Origin of the sequence: Undibacterium sp. TC9W, from assembly GCF_049339865.1 — a bacterium.
Classification (GTDB): Bacteria; Pseudomonadota; Gammaproteobacteria; order Burkholderiales; family Burkholderiaceae_D; genus Undibacterium.
The window spans coordinates 13,452-30,047 of the sequence record NZ_JBMPPJ010000021.1; the positions used below are offsets into that span (position 1 = coordinate 13,452).

Annotated in this window: 21 protein-coding genes; 14 read left to right on the forward strand and 7 right to left on the reverse strand. The window is 51.4% G+C overall.

Annotated elements, in window-relative coordinates; genetic code table 11:
* Positions 1 to 12: 12 nt before the first annotated feature.
* Positions 13 to 315, reverse strand: coding sequence for an Asp-tRNA(Asn)/Glu-tRNA(Gln) amidotransferase subunit GatC (gatC, locus tag ACO0LN_RS23570; RefSeq protein ID WP_422978053.1), 303 nt, complete (start codon positions 313 to 315; stop codon positions 13 to 15).
* Between the two features lie 280 nt (positions 316 to 595).
* Here gatC and ACO0LN_RS23575 point away from each other — a divergent pair, with 280 nt between their 5' ends.
* The 6 genes from ACO0LN_RS23575 to ACO0LN_RS23600 all read left to right on the forward strand — a co-directional run bounded on the left by ACO0LN_RS23575 (position 596) and on the right by ACO0LN_RS23600 (position 7,762).
* Positions 596 to 1,639 carry a rod shape-determining protein gene (locus tag ACO0LN_RS23575; protein ID WP_162061166.1) on the forward strand — a complete coding sequence of 348 codons (1,044 nt, stop codon included), beginning with the start codon at positions 596 to 598 and terminating at the stop codon, positions 1,637 to 1,639.
* Between the two features lie 166 nt (positions 1,640 to 1,805).
* Positions 1,806 to 2,852, forward strand: a complete 1,047-nt coding sequence (mreC, locus tag ACO0LN_RS23580) for a rod shape-determining protein MreC (RefSeq protein WP_422978055.1) — start codon at positions 1,806 to 1,808, stop codon at positions 2,850 to 2,852.
* Entirely contained in the window at positions 2,849 to 3,367 is a 519-nt protein-coding gene (gene mreD / locus ACO0LN_RS23585; protein WP_162061164.1) for a rod shape-determining protein MreD, read from the forward strand. Before mreC ends, mreD begins: the two co-directional genes overlap by 4 nt.
* A gap of 89 nt (positions 3,368 to 3,456) precedes the next feature.
* On the forward strand, positions 3,457 to 5,460 hold the full coding sequence (gene mrdA / locus ACO0LN_RS23590) for a penicillin-binding protein 2 (protein ID WP_422978057.1): 2,004 nt from the start codon (positions 3,457 to 3,459) through the stop codon (positions 5,458 to 5,460).
* Positions 5,457 to 6,575, forward strand: coding sequence for a rod shape-determining protein RodA (gene rodA / locus ACO0LN_RS23595; RefSeq protein WP_162061162.1), 1,119 nt, complete (start codon positions 5,457 to 5,459; stop codon positions 6,573 to 6,575). The genes mrdA and rodA overlap by 4 nt, the downstream gene beginning before the upstream one ends.
* Complete coding sequence (locus ACO0LN_RS23600; protein ID WP_422978059.1) at positions 6,572 to 7,762, forward strand: septal ring lytic transglycosylase RlpA family protein; 1,191 nt, start codon at positions 6,572 to 6,574, stop codon at positions 7,760 to 7,762. The genes rodA and ACO0LN_RS23600 overlap by 4 nt, the downstream gene beginning before the upstream one ends.
* Before the next feature lie 23 nt (positions 7,763 to 7,785).
* Here the strand turns inward: ACO0LN_RS23600 and rsmI are convergent, their stop codons facing one another.
* Positions 7,786 to 8,700 (reverse strand): 16S rRNA (cytidine(1402)-2'-O)-methyltransferase, encoded by a 915-nt coding sequence (gene rsmI / locus ACO0LN_RS23605; protein ID WP_422978061.1) that lies wholly within the window; start codon positions 8,698 to 8,700, stop codon positions 7,786 to 7,788.
* Between the two features lie 59 nt (positions 8,701 to 8,759).
* Here rsmI and ACO0LN_RS23610 point away from each other — a divergent pair, with 59 nt between their 5' ends.
* From ACO0LN_RS23610 to ACO0LN_RS23630, 5 genes are all read left to right on the forward strand, one after another.
* Complete coding sequence (locus ACO0LN_RS23610; RefSeq protein ID WP_422978063.1) at positions 8,760 to 9,158, forward strand: YraN family protein; 399 nt, start codon at positions 8,760 to 8,762, stop codon at positions 9,156 to 9,158.
* 222 nt (positions 9,159 to 9,380) lie between these two features.
* Positions 9,381 to 9,977, forward strand: a complete 597-nt coding sequence (locus ACO0LN_RS23615) for a phosphoheptose isomerase (RefSeq protein ID WP_422978065.1) — start codon at positions 9,381 to 9,383, stop codon at positions 9,975 to 9,977.
* Positions 9,970 to 10,623, forward strand: coding sequence for a BON domain-containing protein (locus ACO0LN_RS23620; protein ID WP_422978067.1), 654 nt, complete (start codon positions 9,970 to 9,972; stop codon positions 10,621 to 10,623). Before ACO0LN_RS23615 ends, ACO0LN_RS23620 begins: the two co-directional genes overlap by 8 nt.
* 55 nt (positions 10,624 to 10,678) lie before the next feature.
* A complete protein-coding gene (locus ACO0LN_RS23625) occupies positions 10,679 to 11,275 on the forward strand; it encodes a LemA family protein (RefSeq protein ID WP_422978069.1) in 597 nt (198 codons plus the stop codon).
* 28 nt (positions 11,276 to 11,303) lie between these two features.
* Positions 11,304 to 11,813, forward strand: coding sequence for a DinB family protein (locus ACO0LN_RS23630; protein ID WP_422978071.1), 510 nt, complete (start codon positions 11,304 to 11,306; stop codon positions 11,811 to 11,813).
* A gap of 23 nt (positions 11,814 to 11,836) precedes the next feature.
* On the opposite strand, the gene ACO0LN_RS23635 is transcribed toward ACO0LN_RS23630, so the two are convergent.
* From ACO0LN_RS23635 to ACO0LN_RS23655, 5 genes are all read right to left on the reverse strand, one after another.
* Positions 11,837 to 12,262, reverse strand: a complete 426-nt coding sequence (locus ACO0LN_RS23635; protein ID WP_422978073.1) for a BLUF domain-containing protein — start codon at positions 12,260 to 12,262, stop codon at positions 11,837 to 11,839.
* 12 nt (positions 12,263 to 12,274) lie between these two features.
* Entirely contained in the window at positions 12,275 to 12,982 is a 708-nt protein-coding gene (folE, locus tag ACO0LN_RS23640) for a GTP cyclohydrolase I (protein WP_422978075.1), read from the reverse strand.
* An 81-nt stretch (positions 12,983 to 13,063) separates the two neighbouring features.
* A complete protein-coding gene (locus tag ACO0LN_RS23645) occupies positions 13,064 to 13,285 on the reverse strand; it encodes a cysteine-rich CWC family protein (protein WP_422978077.1) in 222 nt (73 codons plus the stop codon).
* Positions 13,282 to 13,512, reverse strand: coding sequence for a zf-HC2 domain-containing protein (locus tag ACO0LN_RS23650; RefSeq protein WP_422978079.1), 231 nt, complete (start codon positions 13,510 to 13,512; stop codon positions 13,282 to 13,284). Before ACO0LN_RS23650 ends, ACO0LN_RS23645 begins: the two co-directional genes overlap by 4 nt.
* Before the next feature lie 10 nt (positions 13,513 to 13,522).
* Positions 13,523 to 14,107: a sigma-70 family RNA polymerase sigma factor gene (locus ACO0LN_RS23655; protein ID WP_162043763.1), complete on the reverse strand. Its 585-nt coding sequence runs from the start codon at positions 14,105 to 14,107 to the stop codon at positions 13,523 to 13,525.
* A gap of 100 nt (positions 14,108 to 14,207) precedes the next feature.
* Between ACO0LN_RS23655 and argB the strand changes: the two genes are divergently transcribed.
* From argB to slmA, 3 genes are all read left to right on the forward strand, one after another.
* A complete protein-coding gene (argB, locus tag ACO0LN_RS23660; RefSeq protein ID WP_422950043.1) occupies positions 14,208 to 15,140 on the forward strand; it encodes an acetylglutamate kinase in 933 nt (310 codons plus the stop codon).
* A 33-nt stretch (positions 15,141 to 15,173) separates the two neighbouring features.
* Positions 15,174 to 15,872: a pyrimidine 5'-nucleotidase gene (locus ACO0LN_RS23665; protein WP_422978081.1), complete on the forward strand. Its 699-nt coding sequence runs from the start codon at positions 15,174 to 15,176 to the stop codon at positions 15,870 to 15,872.
* Between the two features lie 121 nt (positions 15,873 to 15,993).
* Positions 15,994 to 16,569 (forward strand): nucleoid occlusion factor SlmA, encoded by a 576-nt coding sequence (gene slmA, locus ACO0LN_RS23670; protein ID WP_422950045.1) that lies wholly within the window; start codon positions 15,994 to 15,996, stop codon positions 16,567 to 16,569.
* Positions 16,570 to 16,596: the final 27 nt, after the last annotated feature.

Sequence of the window (16,596 nt, forward strand, 5' to 3'; positions counted from 1 at the left end):
GGACTCTATTGCTTAATCAATAACCTGAGGTACGAGGTAAAGGCCATCTTGTGTCGCTGGCGCTGGCTTTTGATAATCTTCGCGATGATTGCTTTCAGTAACCACGTCTTCGCGCAGGCGCAAAGCCATTTCTGGCAATAGGGCGGCGATAGGGTGACTCAGAGGCGCCACACCCGTGGTATCGACGGCTTTCAACTGCTCGACCAGCGAGAAAATACCGTTCAGTTTCTCGAGTGTGGAAACTTCTTCTTCGGTCGAGGTTTTTAATTTTGCCAAATTGGCAATTCTTTTCACATCTTCAAGTGTCAGTGACATAGTTCAGGGGCGCATTTTTACGCGAAAAAGAGTGTCAAAAAATACATAATTCGACATACCACCAAAAGCATAATTTAGGTGTTGGTATCGAATAAATTTAAACAGATTATAAGGTAGAATGGCGGGTTAATGCCCTAAATGGCTTGCTAAATCCCCTAACATGCTTGGATTGCGAGATGGCTGCTCAGTTTTTACTGGAATCAGTCAGGGTTAAAAATTCGGTAGCGCAACCCGGCAGAGCGGGTTGAGCCCACAATCAGTTAAATACAGGACAATATACATGTTTGGTTTTTTACGTAGTTATTTTTCAAATGATCTGGCGATCGATCTGGGAACAGCCAATACGCTGATTTATGTACGTGGGCAGGGTATCGTGCTTGATGAACCATCCGTAGTAGCGATCCGCCAAGAAGGCGGCCCTAACGGCAAGAAAACTATCCAGGCAGTAGGTAAAGAAGCCAAGCAGATGCTGGGCAAGGTACCTGGTAATATTGAAGCCATCCGCCCAATGAAAGATGGTGTCATTGCCGACTTTACCGTCACCGAGCAAATGCTCAAGCAATTCATCCGCATGGTGCATGACACCAAGTTCTTCAAACCATCCCCGCGCATCATCATTTGCGTCCCTTGCGGTTCTACTCAGGTAGAACGCCGTGCGATTCGTGAATCTGCTTTGGGCGCCGGTGCTTCTCAGGTGTATTTGATTGAAGAACCGATGGCTGCGGCAATAGGCGCTGGTTTGCCAGTGTCTGAAGCGACCGGTTCCATGGTGGTCGATATCGGTGGTGGTACGACAGAAGTCGGTATCATTTCCCTTGGTGGCATGGTCTATAAGGGTTCTGTCCGCGTCGGTGGTGACAAGTTTGACGAAGCGATTGTCAACTACATCCGCCGCAACTACGGCATGCTGATCGGCGAGCAAACTGCTGAAGCCATCAAAAAAGCCATCGGCTCTGCTTTCCCGGGTTCTGAAGTCAAGGAAATGGAAGTCAAGGGACGCAACCTGTCCGAAGGCATACCACGTTCATTCACGATTTCCAGCAATGAAATTCTGGAAGCGCTGACAGATCCGCTGAACAACATCGTTTCTGCCGTCAAAAACGCGCTGGAACAAACGCCACCAGAGCTGGGTGCCGACATTGCTGAAAAAGGCATGATGTTGACCGGTGGTGGCGCGCTCCTGCGCGACCTTGACCGTTTGTTGATGGAAGAAACCGGTTTGCCTGTCATCGTTGCAGAAGACCCGCTGACTTGCGTAGTCCGTGGCTCTGGCATGGCGCTGGAGCGTATGGATAAGCTGGGTTCGATTTTCTCTTACGAATAATAAGACCGGGTACCATCGTGGGAAAACAGTCAGCGCCGATGTTGGCTGTACTTCCCGTATTTGATGAAGCTGCATCTTCCTGGCTACTGATGCGCAGGAAGCATAGCTGATTTGATTGCACATTAAAATGCTTGTTGCGCTGTTCATTGAGAAACACCGGTAAAGTATGGATTACAGCCCGCCACCACTCTTCAAGCAAGGCGCTTCTGCGCGCGTGAGGGTGGTTTTCTTTGCCGTCCTGGCGATTTTTCTATTAGTTGTTGATTCCCGTCTGAAGTCTCTGACTCTGGTCAGGCAAATCCTCGGCAGCGTGCTGTATCCGGTGCAGATGGTCGCCGTCATGCCACGTGATACCGTCAAGCGTGCTTCTGATTATTTTGTGTCGGTCGCGACACTGGAAAAAGAAAACACGCAATTGAAGCACCAGCAGACCCAGAATGCCGATACCCTGCAGCAAACCGGGCACTTGATGGCAGAAAACACCCATCTGCGCAAATTGCTGGACGCACGTGAGCGTCTGCAAGTCAAGTCTGTCATGGCAGAGATCATCTACGATGCCCGTGACCCTGCCAGCCGCAAGGTCATCATAGACCGTGGTATCAAGCATGGCCTGACCTTGTCCCAGCCAGTGATTGATGACAAAGGTGTGGTCGGCCAGGTGACCCGGGTATTCCCGCTGACAGCAGAAGTGACCTTGCTGACCGATAAAAACCAGGCCATCCCCGTGCAAATCCTGCGGAATGGCTTGCGCAGCGTAGCTTATGGCCGCGGCCAGTCCAGCTATCTGGACATGCGACTGACCACCAATGCCGATATCCAGAATGGCGATCAACTGGTGACTTCAGGTATCGATGGTATCTATCCGCCAGGTCTGGCAGTTGCCAAGGTAGTACAGGTAGAAAATAAGGCCAATACCACCTTTGAAAGCATTTTGTGCGTGCCGACTGCGGGCATAGACCGCAACAAGCAGTTACTGGTCTTGCTGGTATCTGCAGATAATTTGTCGCGCCCGGATACCGAAGATGTGCGTGCCAAGAAAGAAAAAATCAATCGCAAGGTAACCCGTGAAGCGGCAGCACCTACATCTGATACCAAACCTGTCGATCAGCCCATGAAAGATTTGCCGGTCAAAGACGGCGCTGTGAAAGAAACTCCGCTCAAAGATGCGCCAGCCAAGGATGCACCTGCAACTGCAAGGGAGCCCAAAACATGAATAGCCCGCACTACATCTTATTGCCGGTCAATCCGCTATTTATCGCCATCAGTTTCGCCGTCGCTTTCTTCCTCAATTTCTTGCCATGGGGTGGCTGGATAGGTGTACCTGATTTTGTTGCCCTGGTATTGGTATTCTGGACCATACATCAGCCGCGCAAGGTCGGTATAGGTGTGGCGTTTGCCATGGGGCTGCTGATGGATGTGCATGACTCCATCTACATGGGTGAGAATGCACTGGCTTATACCCTGTTATCGTATTTTGCCATCATGATACACAGGCGTGTGCTGTGGTTCCATCCACTGACACAAACCCTGCATGTGTTTCCCCTGTTTTTGTTTGCACAGCTGGTGCAGCTTGCTGTACGCATGCTGGTGGCACCAGATGCGCATTTTCCGGGTTGGGCTTATTTTACCGTCAGCCTGGTGACGACTGTGTTGTGGCCGTTTGCAACTTTGCTCTTGCTGGCACCACAAAGACGCGCCAAAGATAAAGACCACACCCGTCCTATCTGAGTCCGCTGTATTTCTGATTGCTGACTGTTGTCTGTTGTTTGACCTGATTAGTCTGCTTCATCTGCGCCACCTGCTTCACTTTTTTCACTATGACAGAACTTAAAAATACGGAACGCGAACTGCATTATTTCCGCATGCGCCTGATTTTCATCGGCGTATTCGTATTTCTGTGTTTTGCTGCACTGATTACGCGCTTTGTCTGGCTGCAAATCATCAAGCATAATGATTATGCCTTGCTGGCAGATGAAAACCGCATAGACATCGTCCCGGTTGTTCCTAACCGTGGGCTGATCACCGACCGGAATGGAGTCGTCCTGGCACGTAATTATTCTGCCTATACGCTGGAAATCACGCCCTCAAAAATCAGCAAGGACATGGATGTTCTGATTGATGAGCTGGCGGTGCTGGTGGATATACAGCCCAAGCACCGCAAGCGTTTTCGCAAGTTGCTGGAAGACTCCAAAAGTTTTGAAAGTCTGCCTATCCGTACCCGGCTTACGGACGATGAGGTTGCCAGATTCACAGCCCAGCGTTTCCGTTTTCCTGGTGTCGATATCCAGGCTCGCTTGTTCCGTCAATATCCGCAGGGCGATTCAGCTTCTCATGTGATTGGCTACATAGGTCGTATCAGCCCCAAGGATGCCGAGATCATTGATGAAATGGACGATGCTGCCAACTACAATGGCACCGACTACATAGGTAAGGAAGGCCTGGAAAAAAGCTACGAAAAAATCTTGCACGGCAGCACAGGTTTTGAAGAAGTGGAAGTCGCAGCAGGTGGCAGGGCTGTGCGTGTGCTGTCCCGTACGCCACCAACTTCAGGCAAGAACCTGATCCTGTCGGTCGATATAGAACTGCAAAAAGTCATAGAAGAAGCCTTTGGCGACAGGCGCGGTGCGCTGGTCGCCATCGAACCTGAGACCGGTGACGTGCTGGCTTTTGTGTCAAAACCTACCTATGATCCCAACCTGTTTGTCGAGGGCATAGACCAGCAAAGCTGGAATGAACTCAATACGTCTGAAGACAAACCCCTGTTAAACCGGCCATTGACAGGTGCGTATCCACCAGGCTCCACCTACAAGCCTTTCATGGCGCTGGCTGCATTGCAGTTGGGTAAACGTACTCCTTCCCAGGCAATTGCTGATCCTGGTTATTTTACTTTTGGTAACCATACCTTCAAGGACGATAAAGCGGGCGGGCATGGCATGGTCGATATGTACCGTTCCATCGTGCAGTCCTGCGATACGTATTACTACATGCTGGCCAATGACCTGACGGTAGATGTCATGCATGATTTCATGAAACCTTTCGGCTTTGGCCAAATCACCGGTATCGACCTGGAGCATGAGCGATCAGGCTTGTTACCATCGACTTCCTGGAAGCGCGAAGCCTTCAAGAAAAAACCGGCACAACAGCGCTGGGTATTGGGTGACACCATTTCTCTGGGGATTGGTCAGGGACAAAATACTTTCACTCCTTTGCAAATGGCGCACGCCATGGCGACACTGGCAAATAACGGCATCATCATGAAACCGCATCTGGTCAAGATGACAGAAGATCCGCAAACCAGGCAAAGGGTGTTGACCGTTCCCAAAGAGACGGCCCGCATTCCCCTTAAACAGGAAAATATAGATTTCATCAAAAATGCCATGGTCGGCGTCACCAAAGAGGGTACTTCTGCCAGGGTGTTCCAGGGAACTGAATATGTTTCTGGTGGCAAGACAGGTACAGCGCAGGTGGTGGGTATTAAAAAAGGCGAAAAATATAATGCCAAGAACATGGCTGCGCGCCATCTTGATCACTCTCTGTATACTGCCTTCGCCCCGGCTGACCATCCCAAAATAGCGATCGCCATTATTGTAGAGAACGGCGGCTTTGGTGCCGAGGCGGCTGCGCCCATCGTGCGCAAGGCACTTGACTATTACTTGCTGGGCAAGCGTCCGCAAGACAAGGGCAGCAAGGATCAGGTACCACCACAACCCAAGCCGCAAAGCGACATGACCCTGTACCGCTCTGATGCTGAAGTCAAGGCACCGGCTGAGCCTGATCCAGGTCCCAAGCCTGGTGGCGAAACTACAGGCAATAAGGATTGAAAATGCAAAAGAATAGTATTAACTGGCATTTTATCCGCTCGCACATCTTTGTCTTTGATGCGACCCTGGCAATACTGGTATTCCTGATCATGTCGATCGGTATCATGACCCTGTATTCTGCGGGCATGGATTTTCCTGGGCGTGTTGAAGGCCAGATCAGGAATATCATGGTGTCTTTCTTCATCATGTGGGTCATGGCGAATATCCCGCCGCAGACCCTGATGCGCTTTGCCATACCGATTTACACCTTTGGTGTTGCTTTGCTGATTGCCGTTGCCCTGTTTGGCCTGGTAAAAAAAGGTTCACGCCGCTGGCTGCATGTGGGTATAGACATGCAACCCTCAGAGATGATGAAAATCGCCACGCCGCTCATGCTGGCCTGGTATTTCCAGAAGCGCGAAGGTGCCTTGCGCTGGCGTGATTTTGTGATTGGTGCCGTGATTCTTGGCATACCCGCAGCACTGATCGCCAAGCAGCCTGATCTGGGTACGGCCATGCTGGTTACTGCGGCAGGTTTTACCGTGGTTTTCCTGGCTGGCTTGTCCTGGAAGTTTCTGATTTCATTGATCACAGCGGCGGCGATTATTATCCCTACTGTAGTCTGGCCATACATGTTGCATGACTACCAGCGTGACAGGGTATTGACCATGCTGGACCCTAATCGTGATCCCCTGGGCAAGGGCTTCCACATCATCCAATCGACCATCGCGGTTGGCTCCGGTGGCTTGCATGGCAAGGGTTATATGAAAGGGACGCAGGCCCATTTGGAATTCATCCCCGAACATACGACAGATTTTATCTTTGCCGTATTCTCTGAAGAATTTGGTTTTGTCGGTAATGTGATATTGGTTACCCTGTACTTTTTATTGATACTGCGCTGTCTGGTGATTGCCGCTAATGCGCCCACGCTATTCTCCCGTTTGATGGCTGGTGCCGTGACTATGATATTCTTTACCTATGCCTTTGTGAACATGGGCATGGTCATAGGCATAGTCCCCGTCGTCGGGGTGCCTTTGCCTTTCATGAGTTACGGCGGCACTGCACTGGTGACGCTGGGTATGGGATTAGGGATAATGATGAGCGTACAGCGTAACCGAAAACTGGTGCAGACATGACATCGCGCATGTCGGTCATGCGCGCCCGTTATGGTCACCTGCCATTGCTGGCAGCCAGCGCAGTATTACTGGCTGCATGCGGCAGTGCACCGAAGAATAACGTCATTACTGCTGATAACCCGCGTCCTGCCGGCGGCACAAAATCCAGTCCGTCTCAGACAGCAGCCTTGCCCAAGGCAAATTCTGGCAAAGGCGCCTATTACAAGGATGACGGCCCTGGTGACAACATACCCGAGGGCCTGGAAAATACAGTAGATCCCATTCCCACACTGGAAAATTATTCGCGCTCTGGTAACAAGCCCTATGTAGTATTTGGCAAAACCTATACGCCTATCGCTGACAGCACTACACCATTTGTGCAGCGTGGTGTCGGCAGCTGGTATGGCAAAAAATTCCACGGGCAAAAGACTTCATCCGGTGAGCTGTATGACATGTACAAGATCACTGCTGCCCATCCCATCCTGCCTATACCTTCTTATGCGCGGGTCACGAATATCAGCAACGGCAAGCAAATCATCGTCCGCATCAATGACCGCGGGCCCTTCCATGCCAGCCGTATTATTGACCTGTCTTACACCGCAGCACTGAAGCTTGATGTCATAGGCAAAGGTAGCAGCCAGATCGAAGTTGAGCGTCTGCTACCTGCTGACATAGAGAGAATGGCCGAGAACCGCAAAAATCAACCCTCTCAACCTTCGCAGGCCGCCCAAGCTATCCAGCCTGTGCAAGTCGCAAGGCAGGACACAGCCATCGCGGTCACCACTCCAGTACCTGCCCGAGAATTGCCTGTTGTGCGAACCAATCCCGTCGCGACCATGAGCATGGAAGAATTGCTGGCATCCCAGGACAGCAAGCCAGTAGAAAAATTTACCCCGCCGGTGGCTGCTACTGGCACGGTCAGTACATCAGCTAATGCATCAGCTAATTCAGCAGGCAATACCACAGCGTCGGCAACTCCTGGCTACTACATACAATTCGGTGCTTATGCAATACGTGCGAATGCAGAAGCCATCATGAACCATCTCAAAGGCAGGGCGACCAGCCAGTTGCCAGGTTTTGATATTGTCCAGCAAGGCAGCTTGTATCGCCTGGTCAGTGGCCCCTTTGCCAACCGTACAGAGGCTGCTGCGGCAATCTCCCAGGCTGGCGATCTTGGTGTAGGCAAACCCCTGGTCGTGCAGCGCTAGTGAATTGTTGCAGTTACCAAGGTTTATTCTTCGTCTGCCTGCTTCATTTCCAGCGCCATTTGGTAAAGAGCATTTTTCTTTTGCCCGGTCAGTTGCGCTGCCAGACTAGCTGCCTGCTTGACTGAACATTCTTCCAGCAAAATTTGCAAGACCCGGCGCGCTTCGAGCTCCTGATCATCTACTGCGGCTGCGGCGGCTTCGACGAGTATCACGTATTCGCCTTTTTCCCTGTGGCTGTCCGCCGCCAGCCAGGTCTCTGCTTCAGCCAGGCTACAGCGATGGATTTCTTCAAACAGTTTGCTGACTTCACGCGCCAGCACGATACGGCGAGCGTCACCAAATACTGCCCGCATGGCGGCTACCGCTTCGATGATACGGTGCGGTGCCTCATAAAAAATCAGACTGGCTGGTATGGCTTGTACTTCCCGCAAGATACTGTCGCGTTGCCCGGCCTTGGCTGGCAAGAAGCCGACAAAATAAAAACGATCATGGATAAGGCCGCTGGCTGACAGGGCGCTAATGGCAGCCGAGGCACCCGGTAAAGGTGTGACCGGCAAGCCTGCCAGTTTGACGGCATCAACGATCTTGGCACCCGGGTCTGACACACCGGGCGTACCGGCATCAGACACCAGTGCGATGCGCTCGCCAGCCTGCAGGCGTGCCAGTATTTTTTCTGCCACTTCGCGCTCATTATGCTGGTGAGCTGCGATCAGGGGTTTGCTGATACCATAGCGCGATAGTAATTGGGCAGTATTGCGGGTATCTTCGCAGGCAATCGCATCTGCCAGCGACAGCAGGTGCAGGGCACGCAGGGAGATATCGGCGACATTTCCTATGGGGGTGGCGACTACATATAAGGTCGCTGCCGGATAATTTTGCCGGGTGACTGCCTCGATCACGGTCGCACTCGTGAACAGTGCCTTGTCGGTGGTGCTCATGCCTGTTCCTTTATGTAGTATGCAAATTAAGCAAATGAATTAGCCGAGATTGTACGCCAATGAGACTAGCAAAGACCGCAGAAACGCCAGATAGCAAATCGGGAGCTGACCAGCGTACCAGCCGCCGCCGTACCGGTGACGAGGCAGAAAGCCTGGCAATGCTGTATTTGCAAAAAGCTGGCTTGAAACTGATACAACAAAACTTTTTATGCAAAGGTGGCGAAATAGACCTCATCATGCAGGATGGTGCTGTGCTGGTCTTCGTGGAAGTCAGAAAGCGTAGCTCAATGCAGTTTGGTGGTGCCATTGCCAGCGTCACACCAGCCAAACAAAGGCGCATGGTGCATGCTGCGCAGGTCTATTTGTTAGCAAAAAAGACCCAACCCGCTTGTCGTTTTGATCTGGTGGCCATAGATGGTGAGCAGATCAACTGGCTAAAGAATATTATCGTCGCTTGAGAATATGACAGGATAGGAGACTGGAATAGTGAAAGCTGAAGTGAAGGGCGCGTGCCCGGCGTACCAGGGCAAGGCGCAAAGCGGATTGATAGCGGGCTATCGAGAGCATTTGCAACGCAGCCATGGTCGGTGCGCACGTGACAGGCACTCTGCTTTCACTGTTACAGTCCACTAGTGCCCCGCCTGCCGTATAATCTGACGCAATCATACTAAGTAAGCATTATGACAAATCAACGCATATTGGCGCACTTCCAGGAAAGTGCAGAATTAAAGATGCGGGCTGGCACAGAGCTGGCCCAGCCTATTTCAGAAGCGGTGGAACTCATGTTCTCGGCGCTGTCTAATGGTAACAAGATACTCGCCTGCGGGAATGGCGGTTCTGCGGCTGACTGCCAGCACTTTGCTGCTGAGCTGGTAGGACGCTTTGAGCGCGAGCGCCTGCCTTTACCGGCAATGGCACTGACGACAGATACATCGATTTTGACTGCAGTCGCCAATGACTATAGTTTTAATGAAGTATTTTCCAAGCAGGTACAGGCGTTTGGGCAGTCTGGCGATATCTTGCTGGCCTTATCCACGTCAGGCAATTCGCTGAGCGTGGTGAATGCCATCAACACTGCACTTGAGCGGGATATGCGCGTCGTGGCGCTGACCGGCAAGGGCGGCGGAGAAATTACGAATATCCTGACTGAGGCCGATGTCCATATCTGCGTACCGCATGACAGGACAGCGCGCATACAGGAAGTGCATTTATTAACCATACATTGTTTGTGTGACGGCATTGATGCCGCATTATTCGGAGGGGATGCTGATGATTAAGAAATCCTGGAGCAAGCTGGGCAAATCTGCTGCAGCCATAAGTTTCAGCTGTGTTGCGGCCTTGAGTTTGCAAGGCTGCGTGGAAATGGTCGTAGGCAGTGCTGTAGTAGGTACTTTTGCAGCAACTGACCGCCGTACCTTTGGTGCACAAACCGAGGACAAGGCCATCGTCATCAAAGGCGAAACCCGTATCTCCCGTTTGCTGGATAAGAATGGTCATGTGAATGTTAATGCATTTAACCGCCGCGTCCTCTTGACAGGTGAAGTGATCGATGAAAATGCCAAATCAGCCGCCGAGCGTGAAATGCGTGCCGTTGAAGGTGTAACTGCGGTCACCAATGAACTGATCATAGGGCCAGTCTCCAATTACACAGCCCGTTCAAATGACACCCTGCTGACTACCAAGGTCAAAGCGACCTTTGTCGATGCCAAGGAAGTTTCAGCGAACGCCTTCAAAGTCGTGACCGAAGCCGGTGTCGTCTTTTTGATGGGACGTGTCACCCAGCGTGAAGGCAACCATGCCGCTGACCTGGCCAGCAGCATCAGTGGCGTGCGCAAGGTCGTCAAGGTATTTGAATATATTACAGAAGAAGAATTGAAGACTTACCAGACCACACCAAATAAAAATCCTCCCAACGACAATTAAACCAGCATGACCGGCAATCTGATATTTGGCCGGTCTTGTTTTTTCTGGAGACATCATGATTGCAATGATCGTGTTGGCGGTCATCTTCGCAATACTGGCATTCTGGGTGCTGGGCATACAAAAACGCCTGCTGAATTCTCGCAGGCGCATCAAATATGCATTTTCGCAAATGGATATACAGTTCAAACGCCGCTATGAACTGATACCCAACCTGGTGGAGATTGCCAAAGGCTATATGAAGCATGAGCGCGAAGCGCTGGAGGCCATCATCACCGCGCTCAATGAGGCTGTGTCGGCCAATGCCATGGCTTGTATTCATCCCCTGGTTGGCATTGCGATACTGCATCTGGCCGCGACGGAAGACAGACTGACCGTGACATTAGGCAGGATGTTCGCGATTGCCGAAGCCTGCCCCGATTTGCAAGCCAATGAAAACATGCAAAGGCTGAGCACGGAATTGAATGATGCTGAAAACAAGCTCATCTTCGCTCGCCAGGCCTACAATGATTGCGTGGTGCAATATAACCAGAGCATGGAGCATTTCCCCGGCCCAGCCATTGCCAATATCTTCGGTTTCCATGCGGCAGAATTAATGCAGGTGGCAGAATCTGATGGCGGCCTGGTAGCGCAGCTTGCTGTTGCATCTGTGTAGTGACCAGTAACAAAGGAGATCCGCGACTATGGATAGTATTCTTGTTTCACTCTTCAGTTACAAGGCCTGGGCCAATGTGGAAATGCACGCCGCCCTTGCCAGATTTGATGCCCAGCGACACCCTGATCAATTCCAGGCCATGTTGCACACGCTGGATCATGTCAACGTCGTGGACAGGATATTCAAGGGGCATCTGAGCGGAACGGGGGCTGCTGGTTTTACATCGACTAATTCCGAAACAATACCGGATTTATCTGCATTGCGCGAGATCGTCAGTGCGACCGATAACTGGTACCTCGATTTTGTATCCGGCCTCAGCACCGAGCGTCTGAAACAGCGCCTGCAATTTAGCTTTACTGACGGCGACAAGGGCACCATGTCGTGCGAAGAGATGTTGCTGCATGTGATTACCCACGGTGGTTATCACCGTGGTTGCGTGGGGCAGATTCTGGAAGACATGGGCATCAGTTCTCCCCCTGATTCCCTGACAAAGTTTTTGCACAGGCATGAGCCTGAGCGGCGCCTTCATCATTTATAAACCGGGGCTGGGGCACATCTGGATCAGGTGCGTCCAACGATAGACGCTGTCGCCATCAGTTCGTCGATCAGGGCCAGCAATATCTTGCCAGACATGCGGTGTGGGTCGAGCACAGGCAAAGGAGAATACTTCAGCAAAATCGAAGGATTGATCTTGCCCATGTTTGCCTGTCCCATGGTCCAGCCCGCATAGCGGCGCTCCAGGATTTCTTCATAATCGAGCAAGATCACGTCTGTATGCCGGGCATCCCGCAGGATGTGGCTGTACAGGGTATTGACAGCTTCGCGGCCACCTTCCAGTACCTGCATGAAGACCTGGTCGCTATGGCAAAGTACGCCGGTGATGCCGTGCTGCGGATTGTGCTGACGTGACTGGCTGACGATGGATTGCACGATGTCACACATTTTTTCATCGATGACACGGCTGGCGTAAAGTAAGCGTACTAGCATGGCAAGTCCTGGTTAGCGTTTGATCAGGGATAAGAATTCACGGCGCAGGTTCGCGTCCTTCAAAAAGGAGCCATGCATCACACTGTTAATCATGGCTGTCTCCATGTCTTTGACACCACGCCAATGCATGCAAAAATGGTCAGCTTCCATGACGACTGCCAGGCCATCTGGTTGCATTTTTTCTTGCAGGGTATCGGCCAGTTGTACTACGGCTTCTTCCTGTATCTGTGGACGGCTCATGACCCATTCAGCAATGCGCGCATATTTCGACAGGCCGATCAGGTTTGAATGTTCATTCGGCATGACACCTATCCAAACCTTGCCAATGATAGGGCATAGATGATGTGAGCAGGCGCTACGTACCGTGATCGGACCGATGATCATCAATTCATTGAGATGCGAGGCATTCGGAAATTCGGTGACCGGAGGCATAGGCACATAACGGCCCTTGAATACTTCCTGTATGAACATCTTGGCGACGCGGCGTCCAGTATCCTGGGTGTTATGGTCACTCTCGGTGTCGATCACTAGGCTTTCCAGCACGGCACGCAGTTTTTCCTCGACTTCTGCCTGCAGTTCATCCAACTCGCCTGCTTCGATGAAACGGGCGATGTTGTCATTCGCGTGAAAACGAGTCTTGCTGGCCGTGATGCGTTCACGTATGCGCTGCGAGACAGGGATATTGACAGCTTTATAAGCTAAGGGCGTATCGTTAGACATGCTGAAAACCGGGATGTAAAAAGTCTATGGTAACTGAATTGTCAAATTGGCGTTGCGGGTAGCTTCTCCATGCATTGTTGCCTAAGCCTCAGGCTGCACATTGTTACGCTGGTATTCTGCTTCACGTTCTGCCTTCCACTGTGGCAGGCAATGCGGACAAAAGCAACTGGCATCCATCTTCAACTCACCGTCAGGTAATTTTTTAAATGCAATCTGGGGCAGGGCCGTACACCAGCATGCCTGGCCGGTATTGTCTGCCATTGTGCAGGTAAACACAGCCTGACAACGGGGACAAACGCTCATGTTGCACTACCTGTGCCACCAGTATTATCAGTTTCTGTGGGCAAACCTTCGCTGGCAGTCTGTTTCATCGCCTTGCGCAAGAATGACATTTGCCCATTAAAGCCGGTACAGGCGCGGCAAATTGCCAGGTGCATTTTTAACTGGGTGCGCTCAGACAGGCTGAGCGGACGGTCCAAACCCTCAGAAATAAGCTGATGTGCTTGTTTGCAAACAATAAAGACACTCATATTAAGACACTCATATTTTTTCTCCTGATGACACTCTGCCAAACCAGTTCAGGTCCAGGCATTCACGCAGGCGTAATCGCGCACGATAGAGCACCACCCATAGATTAGACGTACTCAGCTCCAATTCCTTACAAATTTCTTCAGTTTCCAGTTCCAGCCATTCCCGCATCATGAAGACACGGGCAGTTTTGGCGGGCAGGTTTTCCAGGCAAACTTCCAGCACGCGGAAAAAATCTTTTTGTTGCAATGTTGCTTCAGGCGCACCCCAGGCGGTTGGCATACCTATCACGTGGCCGTTGGCATTAAATAAACTGTCTATCAAATCGTCTTCAGATTCATCATCCTTGATTTCCAGCGGTTTTTCTTTTTTCAGTGAGCGCAGGTGGTCGATGATCTTGAATTTCAAAATGCCTGTCACATAGGTGCGTAGCGAAGAATTACCGGCAAAACTATCCGGCTTTTCGAGTACGGCCAGCAAGGTCTCCTGCACGGCATCTTCTGCCGCACACTCATTGCGCAGTTGTAATTGTGCAAAGCGATACAGGCCGGGGCGCAGGTTTTCCAGTTGTTGATGTAAATCTGTAATCGATGTCATAAGTCTGGTGACTGAATTGGAAAAGCTTTCGCTGCAAATCCTGTAAAATTCAGGCTTGATGAAATAACCCACTATCATACCTTCAGGATATACCGTCATTATGAGCGATTTGAACGCAAACACGACAGAAGAACTTGCACCGGAAGACCGGTTGGCAGGTGTGGAACCAGCCATCAAGGCGGAAATTCTGGCGGAAGCCCTGCCTTACATCCGTAAATTCCATGGCAAAACCATCGTTGTCAAATACGGTGGCAATGCCATGACAGAAGAACGCCTGAAGCACGGCTTTGCCCGTGATGTCATTTTGCTCAAACTGGTCGGCATGAACCCGGTCGTGGTTCATGGTGGCGGCCCGCAAATTGATAATGCGCTCAAGAAAATGGGCAAGCAGGGTACCTTTATTCAGGGTATGCGCATCACCGATGAAGAAACCATGGAAGTCGTTGAATGGGTACTCGGTGGTGAAGTCCAGCAAGATATCGTCATGCTGATCAACCACTACGGTGGCCAGGCAGTAGGCCTGACCGGTAAAGACGGCGGCCTGATCCGCGCCCGCAAGATGATGATGCCTGACCGTGAAAATCCGGGTGCCATGCTCGACATCGGTTATGTTGGTGAAATTGATGCCATCAACCCGGCGGTTGTCAAAGCACTCCAGGATGATGCTTTCATCCCTATTATTTCCCCTATCGGTTTTGGTTCAGATGGTCAGGCGTACAACATCAATGCCGATCTGGTCGCAGGCAAGATTGCCGAAATCCTGAAAGCTGAAAAGCTCATCATGATGACGAATATCCCTGGCGTGCTTGATAAACAAGGCAATCTGGTGACCGATTTGTCGGCCCGTGAAATCGATGAAATGTTTGCCGACGGTACTATCTCTGGCGGCATGTTGCCAAAAATTTCATCCGCACTCGATGCTGCCAAGTCCGGCGTGAATACCGTGCATATCATTGATGGCCGTATTGAGCATTCGCTGTTGCTGGAAGTGTTGACCGAACAAGCCTTCGGTACCATGATACGCAGCCATTGATGAATCAATATCAGCTGGTGGAGCGCCTGCCTCATGCGTAGGCGCTCAAAGCCCTTGTGGCTGTTTGATCTGGACAATACGCTGCACAATGCCTCACATGCGATTTTCCCTGTCATCAGCCAGAACATGAATGCCTTCCTGGCACGAGTGCTGGGGGAAGATGGCAAGCCGGCAGATGCCGAGCGGGTAAATTCCATCCGTCAGCAATACTATGCCCGCTATGGCGTCACCATGCTGGGCATGGTCAGGCACCATGGCGTCAGGGCAGATGAGTTTTTGCAAGAGGTCCATCATTTTGATGACCTCAGCGCGATGATCAGGTATGAGCGCGGTTTGAAAAAACTGTTGCGCCGCCTGCCAGGTAAAAAGATTTTGCTGACCAATGCACCGCGCGTGTATTCAGGCCGGGTACTCAGGCACATGGGTTTGCACAAGCATTTTGATGCGCATATCCCGGTGGAGGCCATGCGCGTGCATGGGCAAATGCAACCCAAGCCTTCGCGCCCTTATCTGCGCAAGCTGCTGGCAACTTATGGCAAACAGGCAAGAGACTGTATTTTGGTAGAAGATAGTGTGGAGAATTTGCTTGCTGCAAAGCAAGAAGGTCTGCGCACTGCCTGGGTCACAGGCTATACTCCTGCCCATCAGCGTAAAAGAGCTGCTGCCTGTGCCGACGTCAAAGTAAAATCCGTCCTACAACTCGTCCGTCACATCCATCGTCTGCGCGCCTGAGCTCACGCAGTGTAGCAAAATGTGAAGGGGGATTGCGTACTGGGCGGCTGGTCTTTAGAATCTCGCCCCAGCGCGACTGAATTGCCTGCTCTCCTTTTTTGAATTCACTTATTTAACACCTATGGCCAGCACCAAACCCGGCGAACGTAAATTACAGATACTCCAGACGCTGGCGGCGATGCTTGAGCATCCCAAAGGTGAAAAGGTCACGACCGCTGCCTTGGCCGCCAAAGTAGCCGTGTCTGAGGCCGCGCTGTACCGTCATTTCGCCAGCAAGGCGCAAATGTTTGAAGGCCTGATTGAATTCATCGAGTCTTCCATCTTTGGCCTGATCAACCAGATCAATGAAAGCCAGGAAGATGGCATGGTGCAAGCCCAGTCCATCATCAACATGCTGCTCAATTTTGCCGAGCGTAATCCCGGCATGACCCGCGTGCTGATTGGTGATGCCCTGGTGAACGAAGATGAACGCCTGCAATTGCGCATGAACCAACTCGCTGAAAGACTGGAGATGGCTTTCCGCCAGTCTTTGCGCCTGGCTGCCAGCCAGGGGCATTTTGCTGAAGAAGAAGCGCAAGCCCGCGCCAGTCTCTTGTGCAGTTTTGTCATGGGACGCTGGTTGCGCTTTGCCAAGACCGGTTTCAAATTGCTGCCGACTGAACAGGCAAACATGCACATTGCTTTGCTGTTGCGCTAATCATCAAGTCTGATTGCACTTCATCGC

Bases quoted from the DNA above. Each gene is read 5' to 3' on its own strand.
- gatC (WP_422978053.1), bottom strand. From the start codon at position 315: ATGTCACTGACACTTGAAGATGTGAAAAGAATTGCCAATTTGGCAAAA.
- ACO0LN_RS23575 (WP_162061166.1), top strand. From the start codon at position 596: ATGTTTGGTTTTTTACGTAGTTATTTTTCAAATGATCTGGCGATCGAT.
- mreC (WP_422978055.1), top strand. From the start codon at position 1,806: ATGGATTACAGCCCGCCACCACTCTTCAAGCAAGGCGCTTCTGCGCGC.
- mreD (WP_162061164.1), top strand. From the start codon at position 2,849: ATGAATAGCCCGCACTACATCTTATTGCCGGTCAATCCGCTATTTATC.
- mrdA (WP_422978057.1), top strand. From the start codon at position 3,457: ATGACAGAACTTAAAAATACGGAACGCGAACTGCATTATTTCCGCATG.
- ACO0LN_RS23600 (WP_422978059.1), top strand. From the start codon at position 6,572: ATGACATCGCGCATGTCGGTCATGCGCGCCCGTTATGGTCACCTGCCA.
- rsmI (WP_422978061.1), bottom strand. From the start codon at position 8,700: ATGAGCACCACCGACAAGGCACTGTTCACGAGTGCGACCGTGATCGAG.
- ACO0LN_RS23610 (WP_422978063.1), top strand. From the start codon at position 8,760: ATGAGACTAGCAAAGACCGCAGAAACGCCAGATAGCAAATCGGGAGCT.
- ACO0LN_RS23615 (WP_422978065.1), top strand. From the start codon at position 9,381: ATGACAAATCAACGCATATTGGCGCACTTCCAGGAAAGTGCAGAATTA.
- ACO0LN_RS23620 (WP_422978067.1), top strand. From the start codon at position 9,970: ATGATTAAGAAATCCTGGAGCAAGCTGGGCAAATCTGCTGCAGCCATA.
- ACO0LN_RS23625 (WP_422978069.1), top strand. From the start codon at position 10,679: ATGATTGCAATGATCGTGTTGGCGGTCATCTTCGCAATACTGGCATTC.
- ACO0LN_RS23630 (WP_422978071.1), top strand. From the start codon at position 11,304: ATGGATAGTATTCTTGTTTCACTCTTCAGTTACAAGGCCTGGGCCAAT.
- ACO0LN_RS23635 (WP_422978073.1), bottom strand. From the start codon at position 12,262: ATGCTAGTACGCTTACTTTACGCCAGCCGTGTCATCGATGAAAAAATG.
- folE (WP_422978075.1), bottom strand. From the start codon at position 12,982: ATGTCTAACGATACGCCCTTAGCTTATAAAGCTGTCAATATCCCTGTC.
- ACO0LN_RS23645 (WP_422978077.1), bottom strand. From the start codon at position 13,285: ATGAGCGTTTGTCCCCGTTGTCAGGCTGTGTTTACCTGCACAATGGCA.
- ACO0LN_RS23650 (WP_422978079.1), bottom strand. From the start codon at position 13,512: ATGAGTGTCTTTATTGTTTGCAAACAAGCACATCAGCTTATTTCTGAG.
- ACO0LN_RS23655 (WP_162043763.1), bottom strand. From the start codon at position 14,107: ATGACATCGATTACAGATTTACATCAACAACTGGAAAACCTGCGCCCC.
- argB (WP_422950043.1), top strand. From the start codon at position 14,208: ATGAGCGATTTGAACGCAAACACGACAGAAGAACTTGCACCGGAAGAC.
- ACO0LN_RS23665 (WP_422978081.1), top strand. From the start codon at position 15,174: ATGCGTAGGCGCTCAAAGCCCTTGTGGCTGTTTGATCTGGACAATACG.
- slmA (WP_422950045.1), top strand. From the start codon at position 15,994: ATGGCCAGCACCAAACCCGGCGAACGTAAATTACAGATACTCCAGACG.